The sequence below is a fragment of the Paenibacillus sp. J31R34 genome (genome assembly GCF_059383715.1).
The window spans coordinates 164,877-189,851 of record NZ_JBXENU010000006.1 but is presented as its reverse complement, the minus strand read 5'-3'; the positions used below and the strand labels follow the sequence as shown (position 1 = coordinate 189,851).

Here is a 24,975-nt window from a genome sequence, read left to right as displayed (position 1 = left end):
ATTTCCCTTTAACGGATCGTTAAAAACTCGGCAATTGGCCCTGTGACAATAACGGGCAGAAACGTGAGCGCACCGATCAAAATAACGACGCCCATTAGCATAACCGCAAATAGCGAATTGTCCGTGCGGAACGTGCCAATCGTTTCTGGTACCCACTGCTTGCGGCTAAGTGAGCCGGCTACAGCCAGCAGCGCAATCATCGACATATATCTGCCGAAAAACATCACGAGTCCGGTCGTTATATTCCAGAAAGGCGTATTGTCGGCAAGCCCCTCAAACCCGGAGCCATTGTTGGCGGCCGAGGACGTATATTCATACAGCACCTGAGTAATGCCATGAAATCCGGAATTGGATATAGCGCCTTGCCCCAGATCGGTCAGGAAAGCTGCCGCCGTTGGCGCGAGAATAATAAACGGATGCACGAGAATGGCGATGGCAATCAGCTTCATTTCTCGCGGCTCTATTTTTCGCCCCAGAAACTCTGGTGTCCGTCCGACCATGAGCCCGCAAATGAACACCGTCAGCATCGCATACATCAGCATATTGACGAGCCCGACACCTTTGCCGCCAAAGACGACGTTCAGCATCATCTGTGCAAGGGGAACGAGTCCGCCAAGCGGAGTGAGCGTATCGTGCATTGAATTGACCGAGCCGGTCGTGGCCGCCGTTGTTACCGTTGTGAACAGCGCGGATTGGGCGATGCCGAAGCGTACCTCCTTGCCCTCCATGCTGCCTTGCGAAGCGTCGATGCCGAGCGTGGCGATCAGCGGGTTGCCGCTTTTTTCAGCGGTATAGGAAATCGTAAGAAAGATCAGAAACAGCGCCATCATCGCCGAAAAAATAACCCAGCCCTGCTTGCTGCTTTTCGCAAACCGGCCGTACATGAAGGGCAGCGCGGCAGGCAGCGCCCACATGGACAAAATCTCAATGACATTCGTCAATGGGCTAGGATTTTCGAACGGATGGGCGGAGTTGGCTCCGAAAAAACCGCCGCCATTCGTGCCAAGATGCTTAATCGACTCCAGCGACGCAACTGGCCCGATGGCGATATGCTGAACCGCGCCCGTTAGCGTCGTAACGGTCAAGGTGGGGCTAAGCGTTTGAGGCACTTGCAGCGCCACAAGCAGCAGCGTAATGACAATTGCCAGCGGGAAGAAAATCCGCGTATGCGCTTTGACGAAATCCTCGAAAAAGTTGCCGAGCGTTCCGCCCTTGCTCGTAATGCCGCGCACGAAAGCGACGGCAACGGAAAAGCCGGTGGCGGCTGATGTAAACATCATCATCGTAATGACCGCCGTTTGCGCAAAATACGTCAGCCCCGTCTCACCGCTGTAATGCTGGAGATTCGTATTGGTCATAAAGCTGATGACCGTATTTAGGACGAGCGTAGGCTCCATGCTGCTGATCCCGTTCGGATTAAGCGGCAGGCCGCTTTGCAGTCGCAGCAGCACGTAGCTAATAGCTACGAGTATGAAATTGAGTGTAATAAAGCTGAGTGCATATTTTTTCCAGGTCATGCCTTGGCGATTTTTGAGTCCGATCACGGAATAAATGACCGCTTCGACTCGTCCAAACAGCTTGTCGGTACGATTCGGAACGTTTGAAAACACGGAATATAAATAATGCCCAAGCGGCTTTGCGATCAGCATGATCATACCGATGACTACCGCCATTTGCAGGACGTCCACAGCTGTTCCTCCCTTGCTATCAATGAATGATGAAACGTTATTTGCTAAAATTTCTCCGGATGAAGCAAGGCGTAGACAAGATACACCAGCAAAGCTCCTGTAACGAGCAATATGACAATCATCCCCGTTCCTCCGTTTCGCTAATGGACCGATCGCACCAGCGTATAAATCCGGCAATCAGCCCGAAAGCTGCGATTAAGGTCAAAGCCATTCCGATATCCAGCATAGCTGCAGCGCTCCTTATTTCGTTTTGTTCCTAGTTATTTTGGAAAAAAGGCAACAAAAAAGAAGCCTTGGGCAAAGAGGACTCTTCACCCGCAGCTTCCTTCATCCGGGCATCATACGCCCCTGATTCGCCTGCGATTAGTGTAAGTGTGGCCTCTCCCGTTGACGCTTGCGAGGTTAGCTGTCGGATTCGGGCGCGAGAGACGCCCTACGCTTGGCACTTATCGTGCCCTTGCGATTCACCCCGTGACGCTTCCTGCCATCGTCCATTGGACAACGACAGAGAGCCGTCGATGGTTCCCCCGTTTCTGCGGCAGTGCAGAACTCAGCGATTGAAACAAAATATCTGCCGATGTTGCGAGTGCTATTTTCATAAAAAGACAACAAAAAACCACAGAGGCGTATGACGCTCTGTGGCCTAATTTACAAGGTCACAATCGTTCACCATTCCTCTCTACACCTGCGCTTACGAGGTTAGCTGTCGGATTCGGGCGGTGAGAGTCGCCCTACATTTGCCTGGAGTTTCATGATACTCCTGCAAACGATTCACCCCTGCGCTGCCGGCCTCCGACTCTCACATCGGACACTTGCAGTGCGTTTGGTTCCCCCGCTCTTCGCCTAATGCGCGAAGACTCAGCGATCAAAAAAGGTTCAATCATGTTATGAATCATACTCCCCCGCCGCGAGTGCTGTAAAGGAAGCTTACGCCGCAAAAGAGAGCGAATGCAGCGGATTAGACTGATTTTAAACGCTTACAGTGAGAGTTATCTTTAGCAGGGTCGGTTTATCTCGTGATTTCTTTTAAAATATAGGAAAGCATATGATTTTTCCATCCTTTCTCTACATTTCAACGCGAAACGGTAGCTTTGCCGCCAGGAGGACGGCTTAAGCCGTTTACGCTTGTTTACTAAAAGCACCCCCTCTTTCCAGAAAACACGGAAACGAATATGATAAATAGCATGCTGACAGAATCAGGTCTTTGCGGCTGCTCGGCCGCGTATTTAAATAGCGGGGGGATAAACGATGTATAAAGTGCTGCTGGTGGATGATGAAGAAGAGACGCGCAGCGGACTGCTGCAGGAAATTGCATGGGAGCGCCATGGCTTTGAAATCGTAGATACGGCGGCGAACGGCCGGGAAGCGATGGAGCTGATCGAGCGTTTGGAGCCGGACATCGTCGTGACGGATATTAGCATGCCGTATATGAATGGCTTGGAGCTGGCGGAATGGACGAGGAAGACGTATCCGCTGACACGCATCGTTATTTTTTCCGGCTATGATGAATTTGAATATGCCAAGCAGGCAATCGGCCTACAGGTGGATGAGTATATTTTAAAGCCTTTTTCCGCGCAGCAGCTGCTTGAGGTGATGGACAAGGTGAAGGAGCGGCTGAATGATGAGCGCGAGAAACGGGAAAATATGCAGCTGCTGCAGGAGCATTATCGTACAAGCCTGCCGGTCGTAAAAGAGCTGTTCCTGTCGTCACTCCTCTCCCGCAAGCTTCCGCTGCGGCAGATAGAGGAGAAGGCGGCGAAATATGAGCTCGATTTGGCGGGGGAGGCGTACATTGTGTCCGTGCTGCACACGCATGTATTGGAAGCGCTTCCCGGCGTTCCGCTGCGGACGGCTGAAAGCTCGCTTGCGGCCTCCAGCGATCTCGACCTCAAGCTGTTTGCCCTTCGCAATGTGGCGGAAGAGGTGTGGGGCCGGCTCGGGCTGGGCAAGGTTTTTCTGCATCAGGATCAGGTGGCGCTGCTTGCAGTTGGACAGGGAGGAGGCGCCCCGGAGCTAATGGAGCGGACGCTGGGCGGCCTCGCTGAAATGCTGCAAAATATCCGGAAATACTTGCGTTTTCCAGTGACAATTGGGGTCAGTTCGACGCTTCCTGATGTCGCGCAGCTGAAGCAGGGCTACGGGGAGGCGCAGCAGGCGCTGGATTATCATAATTTGGTGGGCAGCAACCGGATCATTTGCATTGACGATGTGGAAACGCGCTACGTCGAGGAGCTGCAATTCGACGAGCTCAAGGAGCAGGCGCTCGTCCGGTGCCTGCGCGTAGGTACGCATGAGGAGCTGGAGCAACTGGTGGCCGCGCTTTTTGATGAGATTGAAGGCGTTAATGCCGCTTACCGGGAGTACCAGCTGTACATGCTGGAGATGATGACGGCGATTATGAAGCTGGTGAAGGAAGCGGGGCTGAGCCTGTACGAAATAGCGGGCTACGAGCTGCAAATTTATGCGGAGCTGCAGCAGCTTAGCGGGCTTGAGGAGACGAGAAGCTGGTATATGTCGCTCTGCGAGAAAATTCGCCATCATATCGCCAGCCGCAGGCAAAGCTCCTACAAGCAGCTGGTTGAGGAAGCGGTGCATTATACAAAGGCAAACTTCCATGACAGCGAGCTGTCGATTGCCCGGCTGTGCAGCCATCTGCATATTAGCGCGGGCTACTTCAGCAGCCTGTTCAAGAAGGAAGTGAAGCTGACCTTCGGCGGTTATTTGCTTCAGCTGCGGATGGAGGCGGCGAAGGAGCTGCTGCGGGCAACAGAGCTGAAGACGTTTGAAATTGCCGAGAAGGTCGGCTTCTCGGACCCAAATTATTTTTCCCTATGCTTTAAGAAAAATGTCGGCGTCTCCGCCAAGGATTACCGCAATCAGGCGATGAATGCGGAAGCGCCATGAGAAAGCGCAGCATCCAGTTTCTCATTTCAGTGGCGCTGTCGGTTTTTTCGGCGGCAGCGATTATGATGGTCAGCGTGCTGCTGTACAACAAGTTCTCACAGACCGCGGAGACGAATGCGCTGCGCAATACCCAGCAGGTCGTCGATCAGGTCAGCTACAACTTGGAGGATTATATCCAGGGCATGTCGGAAATTTACGGCGTTATCCACGATACGATCAGCCGCAGCGGCGATGTGAACGAAGAGGAGCTGCGCAGCCAGCTAAATACGATTATCGGCATTCGGGGAGAAATTGTATCGCTGGCGGTCATTGGGCATGACGGCGAGGTCATGATGAGCATTCCGGGCGTTGCGCTCAAGGAAAATCTGAGTCTTTACAATCAGCGCTGGTTCCAAAGCGCGCTGCAAACGCCGAATCATCTCAGCTACTCGCTGCCTCATGTGCAGAATATGTACAAAATGCAGTACAAATGGGTCGTCTCGCTTAGCAAGGGCATTACCGTAGCGCGGAGCGGGAAAACGGAGCATGGCGTGCTGCTGCTGGACGTCAATTTTAACAAAATCAATCAGCTGTCCTCGCGGGTCGTGCTGGGGAAGAAGGGCTACGTCTACATTGTGGATGAGAGCGCGGGCAATATGGTGTATCATCCGCAGCAGCAGCTCATCTATGCCGGTCTGAAAAACGAAAATGTCGAGCAGGCGCTGAAATATACGTTTGGCAGCTTTCATGACGAATCTGGAGACGAGGATAAAATGATTACGGTGCAGACGATCGGCAACATCGGCTGGAAGGTGGTCGGGGTGTCCTTCACCGACGAAATGATTACGACAAAGCGCGAGCTGAACGACTATTTGCTGAATCTGCTGCTGCTTTTGCTCGTATTTGTCATTGCGATGTCGTGGCTCATTTCGCGCATTATTGCCCGTCCGATCCGGCAGCTGGAGAAGTCGATGAAAAATGTCGAGCGCGGCGACTTCCATACGATGACCGCCATTCGCGGTCCGCTGGAGGTGGAGCAGCTATCCACACGCTTTAATCTGATGGTAGCGCGAATTCGCGAGCTGATGCAGCAAATTGTCGTGGAGCAGGAGGCGAAGCGCAAATATGAGTTTGAGGCGCTGCAATCGCAAATAAATCCGCATTTTCTATACAATACGCTCAATACGGTCGTACGCATGGTCGGCATGAACCGCAATGAGGAGGTGGTGACGACGATTACATCCTTGTCCAAGCTGTTCCGCATCAGCCTTAGCAAAGGCAAGCCAATGATTCCGCTGGCGAGCGAGCTGGAGCATGCGAGGAACTACCTCATCATTCAGAATATCCGCTTCAAAAATAAATTCGATTATTTGTTTGACGTGGAAGAGGCTGCGCTGCCTAGCTTGTCGCTCAAGCTGATTTTGCAGCCGCTGCTGGAAAATGCCATTATGCACGGCATTGAGCCATCCGTCGATAAAGGGTTAATTACGGTGCGGGCATGGATCGAAGCCGGGCAAGTTTGCCTGCAGGTAAGCGACAATGGGCTCGGGATGAGTGGCGAGCAGCTGGCTGCGCTGCTCACGGCAGAGGCTGGCGGGACAACCAAGCCGAGTCCTGCATCCAGCGTGGCATCCGGCGCAGGCTCCGGCGTTGGTGTGCGCAACGTGCATGAGCGGATTCGGTTATTTTACGGCGAGCCGTATGGCCTGCAGTTTGAGAGCGAGCTGGAGGAGGGAACGACGGTGACGATCCGGTTTCCATTCAAGCCGGCGGATGTTGAGGCTGAAGGAAGGGGGGAGGAAGGATGAGCGTAAACCGCAGGTTGGGAAGGATCGCAATGCTGTGCATTGCGGCTATAGTTGCTTCTCTGCTGCTGGGCTCTTGCACCATGCATCGGGCAGAGGACAGCGCCATTCAGCGTGAAAATATCGACATCAGCCTGCTGCTCAAGCGGCTGGACGGCGACTACTGGAACTCCGTCGTCATGGGCGCCGAAGCCGCATCGAAGGAGTTCAATGTGACGCTGCATATTTCCGCACCGGAGCAGCTGGGCAGCCCGGAGCAGCAGCTTGAGACGGCGAAGCTGGCGATGGTACATCATCCCGACGCAGTCGTGTTCGCCGCAGGCAATGATGAGGTCATTGCGGGCATTGTACAGGCGGGGGGAGCGGCGAGACTGCCTCTAGTCGCCATTGATACGGAGACGGATACCGGCGGTATTAGCTCCATCATTACGATTGACCATCATCAGGCTGGACGCGCTGCCGCGCTCAAAATGGTTGAACTGCTTGCCGGCAAGGGCAGCGTAGCTCTGTTGACGGATGGCTCGGATGATAACAATCAGAAGAGCCGCGAGGCGGGCATTCGGGAGGCGCTGGCTGAGGAGAGCGGGATGACGGTAATTGGCAGTGAGCCATGCGTGGAGCGGAATAAAGACTGCCGGAGCGTTGTCAGCAGTTTGCTGAACAAGCAGCAGGTGGATGGTTTTTTGGCGCTTAATGTGCAGGCGGCTGTTGCTGCCGCGCTGGAAATCAAGCAGCAGGGACTTGGCGGCGGTAAAGTGAAAATTATCGCCTTCGACAGCTCGATGGAGCTGCTTGAACTGCTGCAGGAGGATCAGTTGCAGGTGGTTCTAGTGCAAAATCCATTCAGCATCGGTTATCTGGGCATCAAAAATGCCGTGTTGGCGCTCAGAGGCGAGGAAGTGCCGTCCCACGTTGCAATGGAGACCAAGCTGATCAATGGCGCCAATTTATTTTGGCCTGAAAATCAGCGGGTGCTGTTTCCCTTTATCCAGAAGTAAGGAGGATTTTAATAAAAATGATGAGGATTTTACATTCGTTTCCGGCCCCGTTTCAGCCATAATGAGGACACGAAAGAGAAACAGAGCTGCACAGGCTCATCAGCATGAACCAAAAATCGGGGAGGTCATGATGAAATGAAAAAGGTAACAGCTGCGCTGCTGATCGGCGCATTGACGGTAGCGGCAGGCTGCTCGGCATCAAACGGTAACACAGGGGGAACTGGCGGCGACCAGCCGAAGGTTGGGGTGGCGATTTACAAGTTCGACGATACGTTCATGACGGGCGTCCGCAACGCGATTACGGAAGCGGCGGCAGGCAAAGTGCAGGTGGATATCGTAGACAGCCAAAACTCACAGCCGACGCAAAATGACAAGGTTGACCTATTTATCACCAAGAAGGTCAAATCGATGATCATTAACCCGGTAGACCGCACAGCAGCCGGCGTCATTATTGATAAAGGCAAAGCCGCGGATATTCCGGTCGTGTTCGTTAACCGCGAGCCGCTGGCGGATGATATGGCGAAATGGGATAAGGTGTATTTTGTTGGAGCGAAGGCAGAGGAATCGGGCACGATGTCCGGGGATCTCATCGTTGATTACTGGAAAGCGCATCCGGAAGCGGATAAGAACGGCGACGGCGTGCTGCAATACGTCATGCTCAAAGGCGAGCCGGGCCATCAGGATGCCGAGCTGCGGACGAAGTTTTCCGTGCAGGCGATTGAGGATGCAGGCATTAAGGTCGAGAAGCTGGCGGAGGATACAGCGATGTGGGACCGCGTAAAAGGCCAGGAAAAAATGGCCGCGTTCATCGCTTCCCATGGCGATAAAATCGAAGCCGTCCTCGCCAACAACGATGATATGGCGCTCGGTGCAATTGAAGCGCTGAAGGCAGCGGGCTATTTTACAGGCGATAAATATATTCCGGTTGTCGGCGTAGATGCTACCGCTCCTGCCATTCAGGCGTTGGATGAAGGTACGCTGCTCGGCACAGTGCTCAACGATGCGGTTAACCAAGGCAAGGCGACGGTGGAGCTGTCAAGCGTACTGGCTGCTGGCGAGACGCCAAGCAAGGATAACACAGGCTTCGAAATTACCGACGGGAAATACGTGTGGATTCCGTACCAGAAGGTAACGAGCGCGAACAAGGATGAAGTGCTGAAATAATCGCTAAGCCGGCTGCCTGCGGGGGTGGCGGTGGTTAGCGGATAAGGAGAGCAAGGGAATCATTTAGGCTGGCGCTGCCCTTGCTCTTTTTCTGACTAATAACTTGATAATTTTAACTTAATTGTATGTAAAGGGGTGTTGCATAAATGCCAGAGCATCCGGCTTATGTGCTAGAGATGAATAACATCTCCAAATCTTTTCCCGGCGTGAAGGCGCTCGACGATGTGACGCTGAAGCTGCGCCCCGGTACGGTACATGCCTTAATGGGTGAAAATGGTGCAGGGAAATCGACGCTGATGAAATGTCTGTTCGGCATTTACAAGCCCGATGGCGGCGAGATTATGCTCGGTGGGAAGCTCGTGCAAATCAACAGCTCGAAGGACGCATTGGCCCTCGGGGTGTCGATGATTCATCAGGAGCTGAACCCGGTGCCGCAGCGCGATGTCATGGAAAATATCTGGCTCGGGCGATTCCCGACCAGAGGTCTGGGGCCCTTGCAATTCATCGACCACCGCAAAATGCAGGAGGATACGGTGAAGCTGCTCAAAGATCTGGAGATGGATATTCATCCGAAACAAAAGGTAGGCGACCTGTCCGTATCGAAAATTCAATCGCTGGAAATCGCCAAAGCGGTATCGTTTCACTCGAAGGTTATCGTCATGGACGAACCGACCTCCTCGCTCACGGGCAATGAAGTGGAGCAGCTGTTCCGCATTATTAATGAGCTGCGGCGGCGCGGTGTATCGATCATTTATATATCCCACAAAATGGAAGAGATACTGCGTATTTCAGATGATGTAACGATTATGCGCGATGGCAAGCATGTCGGCACTTGGGAAGCGAAGGAGCTGACGATCGATAAAATCATTACCCGTATGGTGGGCAGGGACTTATCGAATCGTTACCCGGAGCGGACGAACGTGCCGGGCGAGGTGCTGCTGCGGGCAGAGGGCCTAACTTCGGTGCATCCGCATTCGTTTAAGGATGTTTCGTTCGAGCTGCGCAAGGGCGAAATTTTGGGGTTAGGCGGGCTTGTAGGAGCACAGCGGACCGAGGTCATTGAGGCGCTGTTTGGCATGCGGGCGCTTAAGCAGGGCAGCATCCATCTGCGTGGCAAAAAAATCAAAGTGAAGGCGCCGTCTGACGCCATTCGCCAAGGCATCGCGCTTCTCACGGAGGAGCGGCGGGTTACCGGGATTTTTCCTGTGCTGACGATTGCGGAAAATACGGTTATTGCGAATTTAAGCAGGTTCAAGACGCCTTATGGCTTAATCAGCAATGGTCGGATTGGCGAAGTGTCGCAGCAAAGCGTAGAGAAGTTTCGGGTCAAAACGCCATCGACCAAGCAGCTGATTCGCAACCTGTCCGGCGGCAACCAGCAGAAGGTGCTGCTCGCCAGATGGCTGCTGACCGATCCGGAGGTGCTGCTGCTGGACGAACCGACGCGCGGCATTGATATTGGAGCGAAATACGAAATTTATTCGTTCATGATCGAGCTTGCAAGGCAGGGCAAAAGCATTATTATGATATCCTCCGAAATGCCGGAGCTGATCGGCATGTCCGACCGCATCATCGTCATGCGGGAGGGACGCATATCTGGCATCGTGGACGGCAAAGCGGCGACGGAAGAAGAAATTATGCGGCTTGCCGCACAATAATGGCGGGCAGGACAACTTGGAGGAGTGAATACGATGAATGCACTGGAGGCAAAGGGAGTTAAGCATTTTTTCTCCCAAAATGCGATCTATATTATATTGGTTTTGCTTATCGTCGGCATAGCTGTAGCCGACCCTAATTTTATCGGCATTACGACGCTGCGGGATATTTTACTGCAATCGTCAACGCGGGTCATTATCGCTTTAGGCGTAGCGTTCGTGCTCATTACGGGAGGAACGGATTTATCGGCTGGGCGGATTGTTGGCTTGAGCGCCGTTGTCTCGGCATCGATGCTGCAAATGTCGGATTATCCGCGCAAGTTTTTCCCTAATCTGCCGGAGCTGCCAATTATTGTGCCGATTATACTGGCGATTGTCGTCGGTTTGATTTTTGGCTTGATTAACGGCATTATTGTTGCAAAATTTCATGTTCCGCCGTTCATTGCAACGCTCGGCTCAATGGTTATCGTATACGGCGTAAACTCATTTTACTTCGATATGAAGCCGAATCAGTCGCAGCCAATTGGAGGCTTAAGCAAGGAATTCAGCAAGCTGGGGACCGGGTATATCGGGCCGAACGGCACCTATTCGATCCCGTATATCGTCATTATAGCGATTGTCGTCTCGTTTATCGTCTGGGTTATTTTCAACAACACACGTCTGGGCAAAAATATGTACGCCATCGGCGGCAATATCCAAGCGGCTAATGTATCGGGTATTAATGTATCGCGGAATTTGATTTATATTTATGCGATTGCGGGCGCGCTTTATGGACTGGCAGGCGTGCTGGAGGCTGCCCGCACTGGGGGAGCTACGAACAACTACGGAAATATGTACGAGCTGGATGCGATTGCGGCCTGCGTCGTCGGTGGCGTATCGACGGCGGGTGGTGTCGGGCGCGTGCGAGGTATTCTCGCTGGAGTGCTCATTTTCAGCGTCATCAACTACGGTCTGACCTTTGTCGGCGTAAGCCCGTACTGGCAGCTCATTATTAAAGGGATGATTATTGTCGCTGCGGTTGCTTTCGATATTCGCAAGTATGTGGCGAAGAAATAGAGGCAGGTAAAGAATGTGGTCCTAGGGCCGCATTCTTTTCTGTTATATACAGGTGAAGTAGGCATCGTAGAGTAGGGCTTCTTTTAGCATTTCTTCAGATTCGTTTAACACTGCCTTCATCTTGCCTCCCTATACTTAGCTAAACTACAACGAGTAGGGTAGGTGGAGCAGGATGAGTGGAAATTCGAAATGGTTAAAATGGCAGCTTGGTGCCGCAAGTGCGGCGGGCATTTTTATATTATTCAGTACGGTGCAAAATACAGCAGCTTTTCAGGCAGCGCAAACGGCGGCGGCTGGAGGCAGCGCGGCCTCTGGAACGGAGCAGCAGGGCGATCAGCAGGATAAGGTGGACCAATGGTTGTCCACGGGGCCCGGCGAGAGCGGCAGCTCGGATTGGAATGATGGAAGCAGCGGCAGCAGCTGGTCAGACAGCTCCAGCGAAAGTGGAGCGGATAGTTCCCGCTCAGAAAGCCGCGGCAGCGTAGACAGCCGGAGCAGCAGTGGAAGCGGCAGCTCCAGCAGCTCGGGCAGCATGCGCTCGCAGTCAGGCAGGTCCTAATCATGAGCGGGCGGGGGACGATACGGTTTCGGGCGATGAACACGAATGTCGAAATTTTGCTGGATTATGCTGCGGATGATCGCCGCACAACGGCCTTTTATGCCGACCGCGCTCGCGACTGGTTCGAAGTGGTAGAGCAGCGATTTAGCCGCTTCCGCCCGGATAGCGAATGGCGCAGGCTTGGCCGCTCGGCAGGCAGCTGGGTTGTCGTGTCGGACTGGCTGTTTGAGGTTATTGTAGCGGCGGAGCACTATCGCGCTCTAACGGAGGGGGTGTTCGACCTGCGAATACTGCCGGGGCTGGAGGCGTCCGGTTATTCGCAGTCCTTCGAGCACGCGGAGACGTTTCAGGCGAATGCGGGCGGTGCGGAGCGTCGGAAGCTGAGCCCGGCTGGCGAGCTGGAGCTGGACTATGGCATGAAGGCGGTGAAGCTCGCCGAAGGAACAGGGCTCGATGCGGGCGGCATCGCGAAGAGCTGGGCGGTGCAGAAGCTCGCCGATTGGCTGAGGCGCAGCAGAAGGGTTCCGGCAGGCATCGTCAATGCGGGCGGCGATCTGTATGCGTGGAACAGCGGGAACGAAGCCGCGCAGCCAGCGATTATTGAGCTCCAGCATCCATGGGAAGCTGGAGCTGCAATCGGGGAGCTGCTGCTGGCTAACGGCGCAGTTGCGACCTCGGGCACTCTGGGCAGACGCTGGGAGGCGGGTGGCAGAAGCGCCCATCATTTGATCGATCCGCTGACGATGCAGCCAAGCGTCAGTAACGTTGTTCAGGCAGCAGTTGCGGGCCCTGATGCCGTCGCCTGTGAAATATGGGCGAAATCGCTGTGCATCGGCGGCCTTGACAAGGGTATCCGGCTGATGGACGAGCATGCGCGAGACTTTGAAGCCGTTATTTTTATGAGCAATGGAGAGATTGTGAAGCATGGAAAAAGCCGCAAGCTTGGCTTGGAGTGGCATATCCCGCAGCAGCTGCATAGAGCAGCAACCGCGAAGGAGACAGCTGAGACCAGAAACGGCAGCGAAAGCAGGATTAAAAGCGAGCTTGAAAGCATGATCGAACGCGAAAAGGAGGAATCAGCATGACAGAATGGATTTTAAGCTGGCCGACATGGCAAATGACACGGGTGCTGGGTATTGGCTCTTATTTAATGCTGTTCGTCGGCATGTCGCTGGGCATGCTGTACAGCTATCCGTTTGTGAAAGGGCCAAGCAAAGCCCGCGTCTACAATTGGCATATCCGCTTCACGAATGGAGGAACGCTGCTGGCGCTGCTGCACATGGCAGTGCTCGTCATCGATACGTATACGCCATTTACATGGAGCGAGCTGCTGATTCCTTTTACCGCACACGATCATCCGGTCGTCTATGGCATAGGCACACTTGCGCTTTACGGCATGCTGATACTCATTTTGACCTCGGATCTAAGGCCGAAGCTGAAACGCAAAGTGTGGCTCGTTATTCATATGCTAGCTTATCCGATCTATTTGCTGGCCCTGTTTCATGGCATTCTGGCTGGGACGGATACACAGCTTGGCCTCGTGCAATTCATGTATGGCGCGACGTTAATCGTAACCGTTGGCCTGCTTCTGGGTCGGGCAATCGTCAAGAAAAAGCCAGGCGCTGTGAAAAATCGGGGTGTCGCGGCGAAGGGCGGGTAATTTTTCTAGCAGCCCCGTATAGGTTTAGACAGCTTGCGGAGAAGATAGTAGAATGAATGGGAATTGGTATGAACAGGCGGCTGGTGCGAAGGGTGTTCTTCAAAGCCGCTGGATATGGAGGAAACCAAGTGAGCAATCTTCTTGTTATTTTCACGGGAGGGACGATTGGCAGCAAATCTGGCGCGGGAGCGATTAGCGTGCGCGAAGCAGGCTCCTATGCAATCATAGAAGGCTATCAATCGGGCCCCCGTTACCGCAAGTCTGTAAAGCTGGAATGCGTTCAGCCGCTAAATATTCTTAGCGAAAACGTAGTGCCGGATGATTGGAATGTGTTGATTGAAACGATCCGCAGCACAGACCTATCCCGCTATGACGGCATTATCGTCACCCATGGCTCGGATACGCTGGCTTATTCGGCTGCAATGCTGAGCTATATTTTTTGTGATAGTTCCATTCCGATTGTGCTGGTGGCGAGCAACTACCCGCTTGGCGATCCGCGCAGCAATGGACTGCGGAACTTTGCCTCAGCCGTTGAATTTATAGATGGCGAGAAGCTGAAGGGGGTCTACGTCGTCTATGAAAACAGTGCAGGCGAGGCTATCGTGTATTTGGGTACACGCGTAACGCAGGCGGTGTCATTCACTGACCAATTGGAATGCCCGTATGACGTGCATTACGGCATGATGAGCGAGGGCAAGCTGATCGTAAATGAGCATCCCTACAACCCATCTCCGCAGGAGCTTCGCTCTCGCAAGCCTGCTCCGAGCCCGTTCACCGCTGGGAAGGATAAGCTGCAATCGGGTCTGCTGTATGTGAAGCCGTTTTTGGGCATGACCTATGACTATTTTGATTTTGGGCAAAAAGCGCCGAAGGCCGTCGTTCACGATCTGTTCCACTCCGGCACGGCGAACACGAGTGGGAGCGAGCGCCATTCCCTGCTTGCTTTTGCCGGCTATTGCGCCAAGCATAGCGTAGACTTGTATTTGTGTCCGCTCAAGGACAGCTCGGAGACGCTTTACGCGTCGTCGGTTGCCCTGCAGCAGGCGGGAGTAGCCTTTATCGAAAATATGTCGGTGGATGCAGCGCTTATGAAGCTGACGCTTGCTTATTCCATTTATAATGATAAGCATCAAATTCACGAGTTTGTCATGAACACCCCGCTTTTCTATGAGTTTGTGGCATCCCGCTGATGGACATGCTATCGTTGTTTGAGTAAGCAAGGTGCAATATCCATTACAAAGGAGCTGATTGGACATGACGCAAGTGCAAATTGGACAACAGGTTGAGAATTTTACATTGCCAGCCTCGAATGGTACGGACGTATCGCTGCAGGACTATAAAGGCAAGAAGCTGGTCATATATTTTTACCCGCGGGATATGACGCCGGGCTGTACGACGGAATCCTGCGATTTTAGAGATTACAATGGTCAATTCAAAACGTTCAATACCGAAGTCATTGGCATCAGCCCAGATGATCTGGCGTCGCATGATCAGTTTATAGCGGCTCATGAGCTGCCATTCTTGCTGCTCTCGGATACCGCTAATCAGGTTGCTGAGCAGTTTGGCGTATGGAAGCTGCGCAGCCGCAATGGCGAGGAGTCTATGGGCATTGAGCGTTCAACCTTTCTGATCGACGAAGAGGGCAAGCTGGCGAAAGAATGGCGCAGCGTCGTCGTTGAAGGCCATGTGCAAGAAGTGCTGGAGGCAGCGAAGCAGGCCTAATAGGTGCAGTAGGCAGACAGCATGATAGATGACAAGCGATTTTGTGAAAAATAAAGCGGCAGGCAGGACCCGAGCATTACGCTTGGGCCTTGCCTGCCGCTTGTTTGCGTCAGTTCTGCGGTTCGCGGTCTGGCAGCTGGCTAACGTAGCTGTCGGAGAGCTGGAGCAGTTCCAGCGCGCGGTTGTATTCATCCTCGGTTGCTTCCTTGGCGCTTTCCATGCCATCGCCTGCCAGCGGGTGATGGGTGCCATCATCGTAGCCGCTGCCGGAAAGGAACAGCTCCTTGCTGCTGACGAAGGAGCCCGTCGGCAAATAGTAGCGCTGTGGCAGCAGGTTATATGAGGTGCTGTTCAACAAATCTTGGCCAAAATGAATTTGTTTATCCAGCGAAACGCCAAGCAAGTTCGAAATCGTCGGCAGCAAATCAACCTGCCCGCCTAGCTGATCAAACTCTTTAGGCGAGGTAATGCCAGGTGAAGCAATAACAAGCGGAATATTAATCATATCGGTATAGCTGTACTCATAGCCGTAAATTTCCGCCATTAACTCTTTATCATCGCGATCCAGCGAATAAATTGGCAAGCCCAGATGATCGCCGTATAGCACGATTAGGCTGTCATCCCAGAGGCCGCGCTGCTTGAGATCGTCAATAAACTCACCAAGCACGTAATCCGCATAGTTCTGGGCGCGAATGTAGTCGCCGACGAACGTGCCCTCGTAGCGCTCAGGCAGCTCCATTTGATACTTCGTATCCGGTATCGTGAAGGGGTGGTGAGCGGTCATCGAAATGACTTGGGCATAAAAGGGCTGGTCCTTGCTGTCCATTTTCGCAAGCTCTGCCGCTGTTTTCTTATAAAGCACCTCATCGGAAGCGCCAAAAAATACCGTATCATCCTCACCGAAAAACGCTTTATCATAATAGCGATTGAAGCCAAGCGCCTGATAAAGCTCGCCGCGGTTCCAAAACTCCACGACATTCGTATGGAACGTCGCTGTATCATAGCCGTTTTCCGTCAAAACGCGCGGCAGGCTCGGCAGTACCTTGCCAGCATAGACTTGGGTAGCGGCGCCATTTGGCGGAATATAATAGGACGTGTTTACAATGAATTCAGCATCGGACGTATTGCCTTGTCCCACGCCTTGGTAGAAATGCTTGAAATAATAGTTGTCCTTCGCCAGCTTATTCATGTTCGGCGTAATTTCCTTGCCGTCAATATGAAGGCCAATGAGGAAGTTTTGGAATGATTCCAGCTGGATAATAATCAGGTTTTTGCCCTTGGCGGCGCCTTGCAGCTGCGGCGTGGCGACCGGCTCCAGCGTCTTGAGGCTGTTGATCTTCTCCTGCGTAATCGTGGAGGAATCGACAAGCTCCGGTTCTTTTTTGCCAAAAATCGTATAGGCCTCATAATTCAGAATGCCCATTTGCTCGGCTTTCACAATCTCGTTCATGCTGGCACTATTCGGCAAAATGTTAAACAAGCACAGGCCGAGCGATACCGCGAAAACGCTTGTTAACATCCTTTTGCTTAAGCGAGTCTGGCTGGCGGTTTTCCAATACTGCGCCTTCTGCTTGCGCATGAGAAAATAAAACATAAGGATCACATCGATAAAGACGAGTAAATAATACGGGTCCATCAGTGAAAATACGCTGTTGCTGACCGCCGTTACCTGATTGACCTGCTTTAAGGCAGAGGTGGTGACGATGACGCCGTAATATTTATAGTACATCAGCACAGCAAAGAGGATGGCCGTTATTAGTAAATTGGCTGTTAAATAATAAGTAAGCTTGCGTTTCGTTGCGAACCATTCAATAAGACAAAAGACGACTAAGGCAAATGGAACCTCCTTGAACAGGGTGCTCCACGACGGGCTTCCAAATACAACCATCCACGTGAGATAGCTTTTGAAAAGAACAATAATGGAGAAAGCAATGATAGGTCTGGTGCTGAATAGACGTTTTGGTGCAGATAAAGTCAAAATATCTCCTACCTTTCCTCGACAAGTAAGGGCCGAGTTCCTCGTAAATTTACGATAAATTCATACTTAATTATGCCTCTTCCCATAGTAGAATGTCAAAATGCAAAAATAACCCTATGCCGCGTTTTCGCGAAACAGGCTCACAAAAATTACATTGGGAATTTCGGCAACCTTTTAAGACAGATCGAAGTCTATTAGGTATAGTATAAAAAGAACAGGTCAATGGTTTATTACACCTTTTTCCTGTTAATTAAACCATTTAAGGAGTGCATCATGAAGAGAAAACGCAGAAGAGCGGTCGTTATTTTATTTTCCTTATGCTTAATTGCGATGGCTATTATAGTAGTTGTGAAGTTTGATAAAACGGCAGCTGAGGCGCCTGGTTCTGGTAATACAGCAGCTGTTTCACCGACAGTAGAGGCAACTGACGAGGTGGACGCTTCGCCGTCCCTGTCGCCGATTGAGGACAGTCCCACACCGGAGGCCACGGCGGAGGAAACACCAACAGCCGAAGAAACGCAAGCGGCCACGCCTGCTCCTACAGCGTCGCCGACTGTGAAGCCGACCCCAGAGCCGACAGCAACGCCGAAGGCAACAGCAAAGCCGTCCAGCGGCAGCTCGTCCTCGGACTTGGATGAGGGCTTAGCTGTTGTCGCGGAGCCGGAGAGCGTTACGGCGCTAGTGAATAAGCAAAACAAGCTCCCGGATGACTATGAGCCTTCGGAGCTGGTATATCCGGATGTGGCATTTATTTTCAGCGAGAAAATCGATAAGCGCAAAATGCGGAAAGTAGCGGCGGATGCTTTGGAAGAGCTGTTCGCAGGAGCGAAGAAGGATAAAATTTATTTAGCGGGTGTGTCGGCCTACCGATCACAGGCGACCCAAAAGTCGCTGTTCGACCGTTATGTGAAAAGAGATGGACTGGAGAAAGCTAGAACGTACAGCGCGATCCCAGGAACGAGCGAGCATCAGACTGGGCTTGCGATTGACGTATCCGGAAGCGACGGCAAATGTGCAGCCGAAAGCTGCTTTGGCGGTACGGATGAAGCGGTATGGCTTGGCAAGCATGCCTATGAATATGGCTTTATTATCCGTTATCCCGAAGGCAAAGATAAAATTACCGGCTACAAATATGAGCCTTGGCATCTTCGTTATGTAGGCAAGGCGCTGGCGAAGGAACTGACGGATAACGACGAGACGTTGGAGGAGTATTACAACGCCATTCCAGTAAGCAACTAATAGCGGAAGCGCAGCGTTTACCCAGTCTGGGAATGAACTCAGATGGGCAAACGCTGCTTTTTTATGATCATACTGCCGCTTTGCTATCTGCTTCTGAACGATAACTAGATCTTTGATTCGAACGTGCGGCAGTCTGTTTCCGTAGAAACGGATGCCCGTTTGCCGTGATTGCTTGCTACAAAAATCGAAGCGGCTCCACAGTGGTTGCCTGCGATCCAGAACTTGCAGGAATTGACGAAAGCACAATATGTCCTTTGCCATTGACAGCTCACCTCCTCAGCTTTAGGATGGACAAATTAAGAATCATTTTATACAAGTGAAGGGAATGGATGCGGATGGGAACTAGACTTTATTACAATCATGATGCGGGAGTAGATGATCTCGTTTCTTTATTTCTTGTATTGCAAATGAAAGAGGTGGAGCTGGTCGGCGTATCGGTCATCCCGGCTGATGGCTATTTGGAGCCTGGCATGAAAGCAAGCCGTAAAATCATCGACCGTTTTGGACGTGGCGATGCCTCGGCAAGTGTCGAGGTTGCGAGATCCAATTCCCGCGGACGCAATCCGTTCCCTGCGGAATGGCGGATGCATACGTTTTTCGTCGACGCGCTGCCGATCTTAAACGAGCCGGAGCAGATCAAGACGCGCGAAGCGGAGCTTCCAGCGCATCATCACATGATTGAGGCCATTCGTGCCTCGGATGAGAAAACAACGCTGCTGTTCACGGGACCGCTCACCGATTTAGCCCGCGCATTAGATGAAGCGCCAGATATAGAAGCGAAGATCGAGAAGCTTGTCTGGATGGGCGGAACGTTCAATGAGAAAGGCAATGTTCAGGAGCCGGAGCATGATGGTACTGCCGAATGGAATGCGTTCTGGGACCCGGAAGCGGTCGAGCGGGTATGGGCAAGCGAAATTCCTATTTTCCTCGTTGCTTTGGAAAGCACCAATAAAGTGCCGCTGACGGTGCCAATCCGCAATCGCTGGGCATCGCTGCGCCGTCATGAGGGCATGGATTTTGTCGGACAATGTTATGCAGCCTGTCCGCCGCTTGTTTATATGGAGACGAATTCGACGTATTATCTATGGGATGTTCTAACGACAGCTACGGTGGGCGATACAAGCCTCGTCTCAATGAAGACGGTGCACAGCAAGGCGATTGCTCATGGCGCCAGCCAAGGGCGCACCATTGAAGCGATGGATGGCCGTCCGGTCAGCCTTGTGTACGATGTGGAGCCGGAGCGTTTCTTCGACTATATAACGGAGCTGGCCTGCAGCGCTGAGCTTAATCCGGCTTAAGTAATTTAGCATTAGTAACTGTGGCGTTTCAAAGCCTTCCTGTGAGGGTTATTATTACACAGAGGCTTCCGATTCATTATGGAAAAAAAGGAAGAGATGAAGCTGACGCGCTTCATCTCTTTTTGTGCTTAAGTACCATACTTAAGCAGTATATTTAAAATGTCTTTTCTAGAAGGACGGTGAAAAAGGCGGAGCGGAATGGAAAGGTTGGACTGTAGAAGCGTCAGCGTTCGCTTTTGCCCTTGAATGTCCACCTGTGGTGGCTTATTCAAAGACATTCAAGGGCAATGGCGATCGGAAGTCAACCTTTTCATGCAGCGCAGCCTCTTTTCACCAAAAGCACTAGAACGACGCTTTAAATCACCGCTAGTCCATTTCATAGATCGAGCCAGATTTGCTGGCATAAAGCTCGGCGTAAACCTTCTCCGCATAAGCGTCGGTCATACCGGAAATATAGTCAGCGACGAAGCGTGGCCAAGTCCAATTCTGCTTGTGCTGCTCATAGTTGGCAATCCAGTCTGGCGGAATGATCAGCCGCCCATTCTCAGGAATGCGGAAGCTCTCCCACAGTCTGCGAATCATAATTTCGCTGCGTTTCTGCAGACGCTGGACGCGGAAATCTTTAATCAGCGTCACCCACGCCAGCTTCTTGAGAATTTCCATCGTCCGGAGCAGCTCTAGATCCTGCTGTCCATCCTTGACGAAGGTAACCTTCTTCCAGCCTGGTGTAGAGGAGTCAATAATGCCGACCTTTCCGGCAAAAACGCTGACCCAGCGCGCCTTCATCTCCCTGCGTGTGCGCGACGTTTCCTGATCGTACAGCCCATACAGCTCTTCCCATTGCTCTAAATAAGCGGCGAGCACCTTCTTCACCATCGCGGGAATATCGACCTGATGCCAGCCGACCTCCATATTGCCCTGGTCCTCGACAATTTCCTGTACCAGATGGTCGATCAGGCGCTGGTCTTCAAAAAACGTGCGATTCATCTGGATTTTGCCTGCGCGGATGCCATCCTCGATATCATGCGTGGAATAGGCGATATCGTCGCATAAATCCATGAGCTGCGCTTCTAGCGTGGAGCGGCCCTTGGGCATTTTCCACGAATCGCGCAGCTGCTCAATATCTGCCCATTCGGAGCTGTACAGCCCTTTAAGCCGACCAGGCTCATCCAGCGAATAGGGATATTTATTTGTAGCCAGCAGCACGGCTGCAGTCAGATCAAGCCCGCTGCCGCTGCCGGCGCGCTTCTCCAGAAACATGAGGATGCGGAAGTTTTGCGCATTTCCCTCATAGGTCATGCCATGCTCTTCCTGAAGCAGGTGATCGAGCACCTCTTCGCCTTTATGGCCAAATGGCGGATGGCCAAGATCATGGGCGAGCGCCGCAATTTCAACGACGGCAGGATCGAGCATCAGGCCGGGATGTTCTTTTTTAGCTAAAAAGGCATATTGCTTGCCCAGTCTCCGTGCAACCTCGCGGGCAATTTGTGAAACTTCAAGTGAGTGCGTTAGCCGCGTGCGGTAATAGTCGCCGGAACCAGCGCCGAACACCTGTGATTTTCCCTGCAGCCTGCGAAAAGCGGGGGATTGAATCAAGCGCGCATAATCCCGTTCATACTCGTCACGTTCTTCACTGAAAGTTCCCAGCGCAGGTTCGTCCAATCGTAGCTTTCGTAAGTCCATAGTTGTTCCTCCCATGCCGCTCCAGCAGTTCTTTTGAAAAATTGTAGCATACTTTCAAGTTTGAACATATACCGCCCATAGAGTATGATTTGATTAATTATAAAAAAATGTGCATGTTATAAATGGCATAACGGGGGAGCTTTAGCGATGACTATGTTTCAAGACTTTTATTTCATCTTCACTTTGCTGAATATATTGCTCGCTTTCGCCCTTGTCTTCTTGGAGAGACGCAACGTCAGCTCTACCTGGGCTTGGATCATGGTATTATCTTTCATACCTGTATTCGGTTTTATTCTATATTTGATTCTCGGCCAGCAATTACGCAAACGCAAGCTGTTCAAGCTGCTTGGAGACAGCCAGCGCATCATTGAAGATACCGTGGAGCGCCAGAAGCTTCAGCTTCAGGATCGCCACACCGTCTTTCATGATGCCGAGACGAATGAGTACCGGGATATGATTTTTATGAATTTGGTCAGCAGCTATGCGTTGTTCTCGCAAAATAACGCCATTCGCATCTATACCGAAGGCAACGAGAAATTCGATGCGTTAATTGCTGATATTGCCTCCGCAGAGCATCATATTCATCTGGTGTATTACATTGTGCGTAATGATGTGCTGGGCAACAGGCTGCTCAGAGCATTGGTAGCTAAAGCGCAGCAAGGGGTAGAGGTCAAATTTCTCTATGACCACATCGGAAGCTCGGGGCTTCCACGGTCGTTTTTCAACAAGCTGCGGGAAGCGGGCGGCAAGGCGCAAGCCTTTTTCCCCTCGCGCATTCCTTATGTAAATTTAAAGCTGAACTATCGCAATCATCGCAAGCTGGCCATCATTGACGGCATGACCGGCTATATTGGCGGATTTAATGTGGGAGACGAATATTTGGGTTTGGACAAGCATTTCGGCGAGTGGCGGGATACGCATTTGCGGGTGAATGGACATGCCGTGCATCAAATGCAGGCGCAGTTTCTCATGGATTGGAATCTCGCGTCCTCCGGAACGGTGGAGCTGAATCGCAGCTATTTTCCAGTGGTCAAAGAAGGCGGCGGCATTGGGATGCAGGTTGTAGCCAGCGGCCCAGATTCCGAGGCTCAGCAAATTAAAGATGCTTATATTAAAATGATTTATTCGGCGAAACGATCGATTTGCCTGCAAACCCCTTATTTTGTGCCAGACGAAAGCTTAATGACCGCCCTGAAAATTGCCGTCCAATCCGGTGTAAAGGTACAGGTAATGCTTCCGAAAAAACGCGACCATTTCTTTGTTTATTGGGCGACCCGTGCCTATATTGCCGAGCTGCTGGCAGGCGGCATTGAATGCTATTTGTATGAAAAAGGCTTCCTGCATGCCAAAACGATTGTCATCGATGGGAAGATTGCTTCGGTGGGAACAGCGAATATTGATATTCGCAGCTTTAAGCTGAATTTTGAAATGAACGCTTTTATTTATGAGGAAAGTACCGCGGGACAATTAAAGCAGATTTTCGAGGCAGATATTGAAAATAGCATCAAGCTCCAGAAAGACGAGTTTGCAAAACGTCCGCTGTTTGAACGCTTCAAGGAGTCGATTAGCCGGCTGCTCTCACCAATTCTGTAGACAGCATAAAGGGATTCCGCTTATCGATGATAACCGGAATCCCTTTAACTTTCAGACTCACTTCTATTCAATTTATTAAACGCTCCATTCCAAAGTTCGCATTTCCATTTACAACTTCCATTCATTATTGCGCTTGCCACAACCGAATGAACTTTTATTGAAAACCAAACTATCAAAGTTAAGTATTGCTTGTATTACTTGTATTATTAGATTGAGTGACGGTGCAGCATTCTTGCTTGTTCCTTATGGTGAGTTCCCACATGTCCGGATGATCCTTGCAATCTCCTTTCCACTTAAATGGGAGACATGCTTCGCTTACGCTACTCCAACGGGCTATCCCCTCTCGTTTAGGATAGATACATCATATCTTATTATTTGAAATTTGTAAATATTCAGAATATTACAATTCCTCATTTTTCGCAAAATGATTACAAAGTCCTGGGTATTTGGATTTGGCTTGCTTTTGGCAATGGGCCATTAGGGCATAGGGTTGGGGTTGACCGATTTTGACAACGGAATTATACTTAGTCTAAATCAAAAATTGAAGGAATGAAGGCCTTATGGCAAAGCTAAATTTAACGGTCCAGCGCAAGGCGATTTTGGACGTTATCCAGCAATCTCACGACCATCCGGCAGCCGCTGATATCATTGAGCGTTTGCGGGGCAAAGGCTTCAACTTTGCTTACGGGACGGTTTACAATTCGCTTCGTTATTTAACCGATGCGGGGGTTATCCGCGAGCTCAAACTTGGTGAGGCGGTTAGCCGCTACGACGGGCGTACGGAAGAGCACCAGCATGTCATGTGCAGCAAATGTGGGCGTATTGAAGAAGTAATGATTGAGGTGCCGCAGGAGTGGACTCGCCGAGTTGCGGAGGAAACCAGATTCATTATTCACCATTCACATATTGTGTTAGAGGGGGTTTGCGAGTCATGCGCGAGCCAGTCGTAACGAATCAGGACAAACAGACAGCTTTAAATGGGAAAAAGCTCGCCCGGCCACGTCAGGACAGCTTTGAGCCGGATTTTACGGAGCAGCTTGGCGAGGGCATTCTGCCGGAAGGAGCGGTCTGCTCCATGACGAAGCGGGTTATGGTTGTCAGCCCGTTCCCGCAGCGGGTGCATAGTCTTCTGCAGCTGCTTGCGGCAGATTGCTTTGATTTATTTACGCTGCATGATTTGAATAAAGCGTTCGTGCACAGCTTGCAGCCCGAGCTGCTGATCTATGATGCGACGCCGTATGTACAAGGACATACGGATGCGGTAGAAGCGCTGCAGGCTGCTTTGCAGCATACGGCGCATCTTAAAGGAGTGCCGATTTTGTTCCTAGCGGGCGCACCGGCAGGCGTGATCCGCCATCTGCTGCCAGATGCCGCAGCTATGATTGAATGGCCGGCTGCACCGCAGGAGGCCGTTAACCAGATCAACCGCATGATGGACCAGCAACCGCAGTCGAGCCCCGTCGTCGTATCCGGCTACCACTACAAGGATTTGACGGTCGATCTGAAAAGAATGGCCGTATTCCGCGGTGAGCAGCGCATCGATCTGACGAAGACCGAATACGATCTGCTGCTTATGTTTATTACGTCCGACGGCTCCGTGCTCTCGCGGGAGACGATGTTCGATTCGGTCTGGGGCAGTCAGTTTCTCGGCGGCAGCAATGTCGTCGATGTGCACATTAAGTCGCTCCGCAAAAAGCTGAAGGACAGCGCAGTAGCGCCGAAATATATTGTGACGGTGCGTGGCGCAGGCTACCGGCTGGCGGATGAAGCTGTAACCTCCTAATGATACCTAATGATAAGACCACTAATGGCTCTAACGGCCTTCTGTGGTCTTTTTTATGGCTTTCTTGTCAGGTTTGGATGTATGGGTGTCTTATGGTGAGGCCTGCTTTGTTGCGGCGTGTTCATCCAACCTTCATCATACGTTCATCCAATATTCATGACAGGCATCGTTTGGCCTCGCTATAATAAGGGTAAATATTTAGACCAAGTCT

The 24,975-nt window shown here is 51.7% G+C and carries 21 protein-coding genes and 2 riboswitches; of the genes, 16 read left to right on the top strand and 5 right to left on the bottom strand.

Going from position 1 to position 24,975, the window contains the following annotated elements:
* Window positions 1-8: 8 nt before the first annotated feature.
* Together kdpA and kdpF are read right to left on the bottom strand one after the other, a co-directional pair.
* Complete coding sequence (gene kdpA, locus AC50YG_RS18035) at window positions 9-1,688, bottom strand: potassium-transporting ATPase subunit KdpA (protein WP_494828328.1); 1,680 nt, start codon at window positions 1,686-1,688, stop codon at window positions 9-11.
* Between the two features lie 44 nt (window positions 1,689-1,732).
* A complete protein-coding gene (gene kdpF, locus AC50YG_RS18030) occupies window positions 1,733-1,810 on the bottom strand; it encodes a K(+)-transporting ATPase subunit F (protein ID WP_081418871.1) in 78 nt (25 codons plus the stop codon).
* A 254-nt stretch (window positions 1,811-2,064) separates the two neighbouring features.
* A riboswitch (cyclic di-AMP (ydaO/yuaA leader) is annotated at window positions 2,065-2,254 on the bottom strand.
* A gap of 107 nt (window positions 2,255-2,361) precedes the next feature.
* Window positions 2,362-2,562: riboswitch (cyclic di-AMP (ydaO/yuaA leader) on the bottom strand.
* Window positions 2,563-2,936: 374 nt separating this feature from the next.
* Here kdpF and AC50YG_RS18025 point away from each other — a divergent pair.
* From AC50YG_RS18025 to bcp, 11 genes are all read left to right on the top strand, one after another.
* The gene (locus tag AC50YG_RS18025; protein ID WP_494828326.1) at window positions 2,937-4,592 is read left to right on the top strand and encodes a response regulator; all 1,656 of its coding nucleotides are present in this window, start codon (window positions 2,937-2,939) and stop codon (window positions 4,590-4,592) included.
* Window positions 4,589-6,379, top strand: a complete 1,791-nt coding sequence (locus AC50YG_RS18020; protein ID WP_494828324.1) for a cache domain-containing sensor histidine kinase — start codon at window positions 4,589-4,591, stop codon at window positions 6,377-6,379. The genes AC50YG_RS18025 and AC50YG_RS18020 overlap by 4 nt, the downstream gene beginning before the upstream one ends.
* Complete coding sequence (locus tag AC50YG_RS18015; RefSeq protein WP_494828322.1) at window positions 6,376-7,374, top strand: substrate-binding domain-containing protein; 999 nt, start codon at window positions 6,376-6,378, stop codon at window positions 7,372-7,374. Before AC50YG_RS18020 ends, AC50YG_RS18015 begins: the two co-directional genes overlap by 4 nt.
* A gap of 135 nt (window positions 7,375-7,509) precedes the next feature.
* Window positions 7,510-8,538, top strand: coding sequence for a galactose ABC transporter substrate-binding protein (locus tag AC50YG_RS18010; RefSeq protein ID WP_494828320.1), 1,029 nt, complete (start codon window positions 7,510-7,512; stop codon window positions 8,536-8,538).
* 146 nt (window positions 8,539-8,684) lie between these two features.
* Complete coding sequence (locus AC50YG_RS18005; protein ID WP_494828318.1) at window positions 8,685-10,196, top strand: sugar ABC transporter ATP-binding protein; 1,512 nt, start codon at window positions 8,685-8,687, stop codon at window positions 10,194-10,196.
* 33 nt (window positions 10,197-10,229) lie between these two features.
* Window positions 10,230-11,249: a galactose/methyl galactoside ABC transporter permease MglC gene (mglC, locus tag AC50YG_RS18000; RefSeq protein WP_338553525.1), complete on the top strand. Its 1,020-nt coding sequence runs from the start codon at window positions 10,230-10,232 to the stop codon at window positions 11,247-11,249.
* A gap of 172 nt (window positions 11,250-11,421) precedes the next feature.
* Window positions 11,422-11,808, top strand: a complete 387-nt coding sequence (locus tag AC50YG_RS17995; RefSeq protein WP_494828316.1) for a hypothetical protein — start codon at window positions 11,422-11,424, stop codon at window positions 11,806-11,808.
* Between the two features lie 2 nt (window positions 11,809-11,810).
* Window positions 11,811-12,893, top strand: a complete 1,083-nt coding sequence (locus tag AC50YG_RS17990) for an FAD:protein FMN transferase (RefSeq protein ID WP_494828314.1) — start codon at window positions 11,811-11,813, stop codon at window positions 12,891-12,893.
* Complete coding sequence (locus tag AC50YG_RS17985; RefSeq protein ID WP_494828312.1) at window positions 12,890-13,468, top strand: ferric reductase-like transmembrane domain-containing protein; 579 nt, start codon at window positions 12,890-12,892, stop codon at window positions 13,466-13,468. Before AC50YG_RS17990 ends, AC50YG_RS17985 begins: the two co-directional genes overlap by 4 nt.
* A 128-nt stretch (window positions 13,469-13,596) precedes the next feature.
* On the top strand, window positions 13,597-14,658 hold the full coding sequence (locus tag AC50YG_RS17980; RefSeq protein ID WP_494828310.1) for an asparaginase: 1,062 nt from the start codon (window positions 13,597-13,599) through the stop codon (window positions 14,656-14,658).
* 64 nt (window positions 14,659-14,722) lie between these two features.
* The gene (gene bcp, locus AC50YG_RS17975) at window positions 14,723-15,190 is read left to right on the top strand and encodes a thioredoxin-dependent thiol peroxidase (protein ID WP_494828308.1); all 468 of its coding nucleotides are present in this window, start codon (window positions 14,723-14,725) and stop codon (window positions 15,188-15,190) included.
* Window positions 15,191-15,299: 109 nt separating this feature from the next.
* On the opposite strand, the gene AC50YG_RS17970 is transcribed toward bcp, so the two are convergent.
* Entirely contained in the window at window positions 15,300-17,168 is a 1,869-nt protein-coding gene (locus tag AC50YG_RS17970; RefSeq protein ID WP_494828306.1) for an LTA synthase family protein, read from the bottom strand.
* 273 nt (window positions 17,169-17,441) lie between these two features.
* Between AC50YG_RS17970 and AC50YG_RS17965 the strand changes: the two genes are divergently transcribed.
* Window positions 17,442-18,407, top strand: coding sequence for a M15 family metallopeptidase (locus tag AC50YG_RS17965; protein WP_494828304.1), 966 nt, complete (start codon window positions 17,442-17,444; stop codon window positions 18,405-18,407).
* A 104-nt stretch (window positions 18,408-18,511) separates the two neighbouring features.
* Here AC50YG_RS17965 and AC50YG_RS17960 read toward each other — a convergent pair whose 3' ends face one another.
* A complete protein-coding gene (locus AC50YG_RS17960; RefSeq protein ID WP_494828302.1) occupies window positions 18,512-18,679 on the bottom strand; it encodes a DUF1540 domain-containing protein in 168 nt (55 codons plus the stop codon).
* Between the two features lie 63 nt (window positions 18,680-18,742).
* On the opposite strand from AC50YG_RS17960, the gene AC50YG_RS17955 reads away from it, so the two are divergent.
* On the top strand, window positions 18,743-19,705 hold the full coding sequence (locus AC50YG_RS17955; RefSeq protein WP_494828300.1) for a nucleoside hydrolase: 963 nt from the start codon (window positions 18,743-18,745) through the stop codon (window positions 19,703-19,705).
* Between the two features lie 366 nt (window positions 19,706-20,071).
* Here the strand turns inward: AC50YG_RS17955 and AC50YG_RS17950 are convergent, their stop codons facing one another.
* On the bottom strand, window positions 20,072-21,388 hold the full coding sequence (locus AC50YG_RS17950; protein ID WP_473757185.1) for a deoxyguanosinetriphosphate triphosphohydrolase family protein: 1,317 nt from the start codon (window positions 21,386-21,388) through the stop codon (window positions 20,072-20,074).
* 147 nt (window positions 21,389-21,535) lie between these two features.
* On the opposite strand from AC50YG_RS17950, the gene cls reads away from it, so the two are divergent.
* The 3 genes from cls (at window position 21,536) to AC50YG_RS17935 (ending at window position 24,764) form a co-directional block, all read left to right on the top strand.
* Window positions 21,536-22,981 (top strand): cardiolipin synthase, encoded by a 1,446-nt coding sequence (gene cls / locus AC50YG_RS17945; RefSeq protein ID WP_473757183.1) that lies wholly within the window; start codon window positions 21,536-21,538, stop codon window positions 22,979-22,981.
* Between the two features lie 560 nt (window positions 22,982-23,541).
* Window positions 23,542-23,931: a Fur family transcriptional regulator gene (locus tag AC50YG_RS17940; RefSeq protein WP_341279996.1), complete on the top strand. Its 390-nt coding sequence runs from the start codon at window positions 23,542-23,544 to the stop codon at window positions 23,929-23,931.
* The gene (locus tag AC50YG_RS17935; RefSeq protein WP_341279995.1) at window positions 23,913-24,764 is read left to right on the top strand and encodes a winged helix-turn-helix transcriptional regulator; all 852 of its coding nucleotides are present in this window, start codon (window positions 23,913-23,915) and stop codon (window positions 24,762-24,764) included. Before AC50YG_RS17940 ends, AC50YG_RS17935 begins: the two co-directional genes overlap by 19 nt.
* Window positions 24,765-24,975 lie beyond the last annotated feature (211 nt).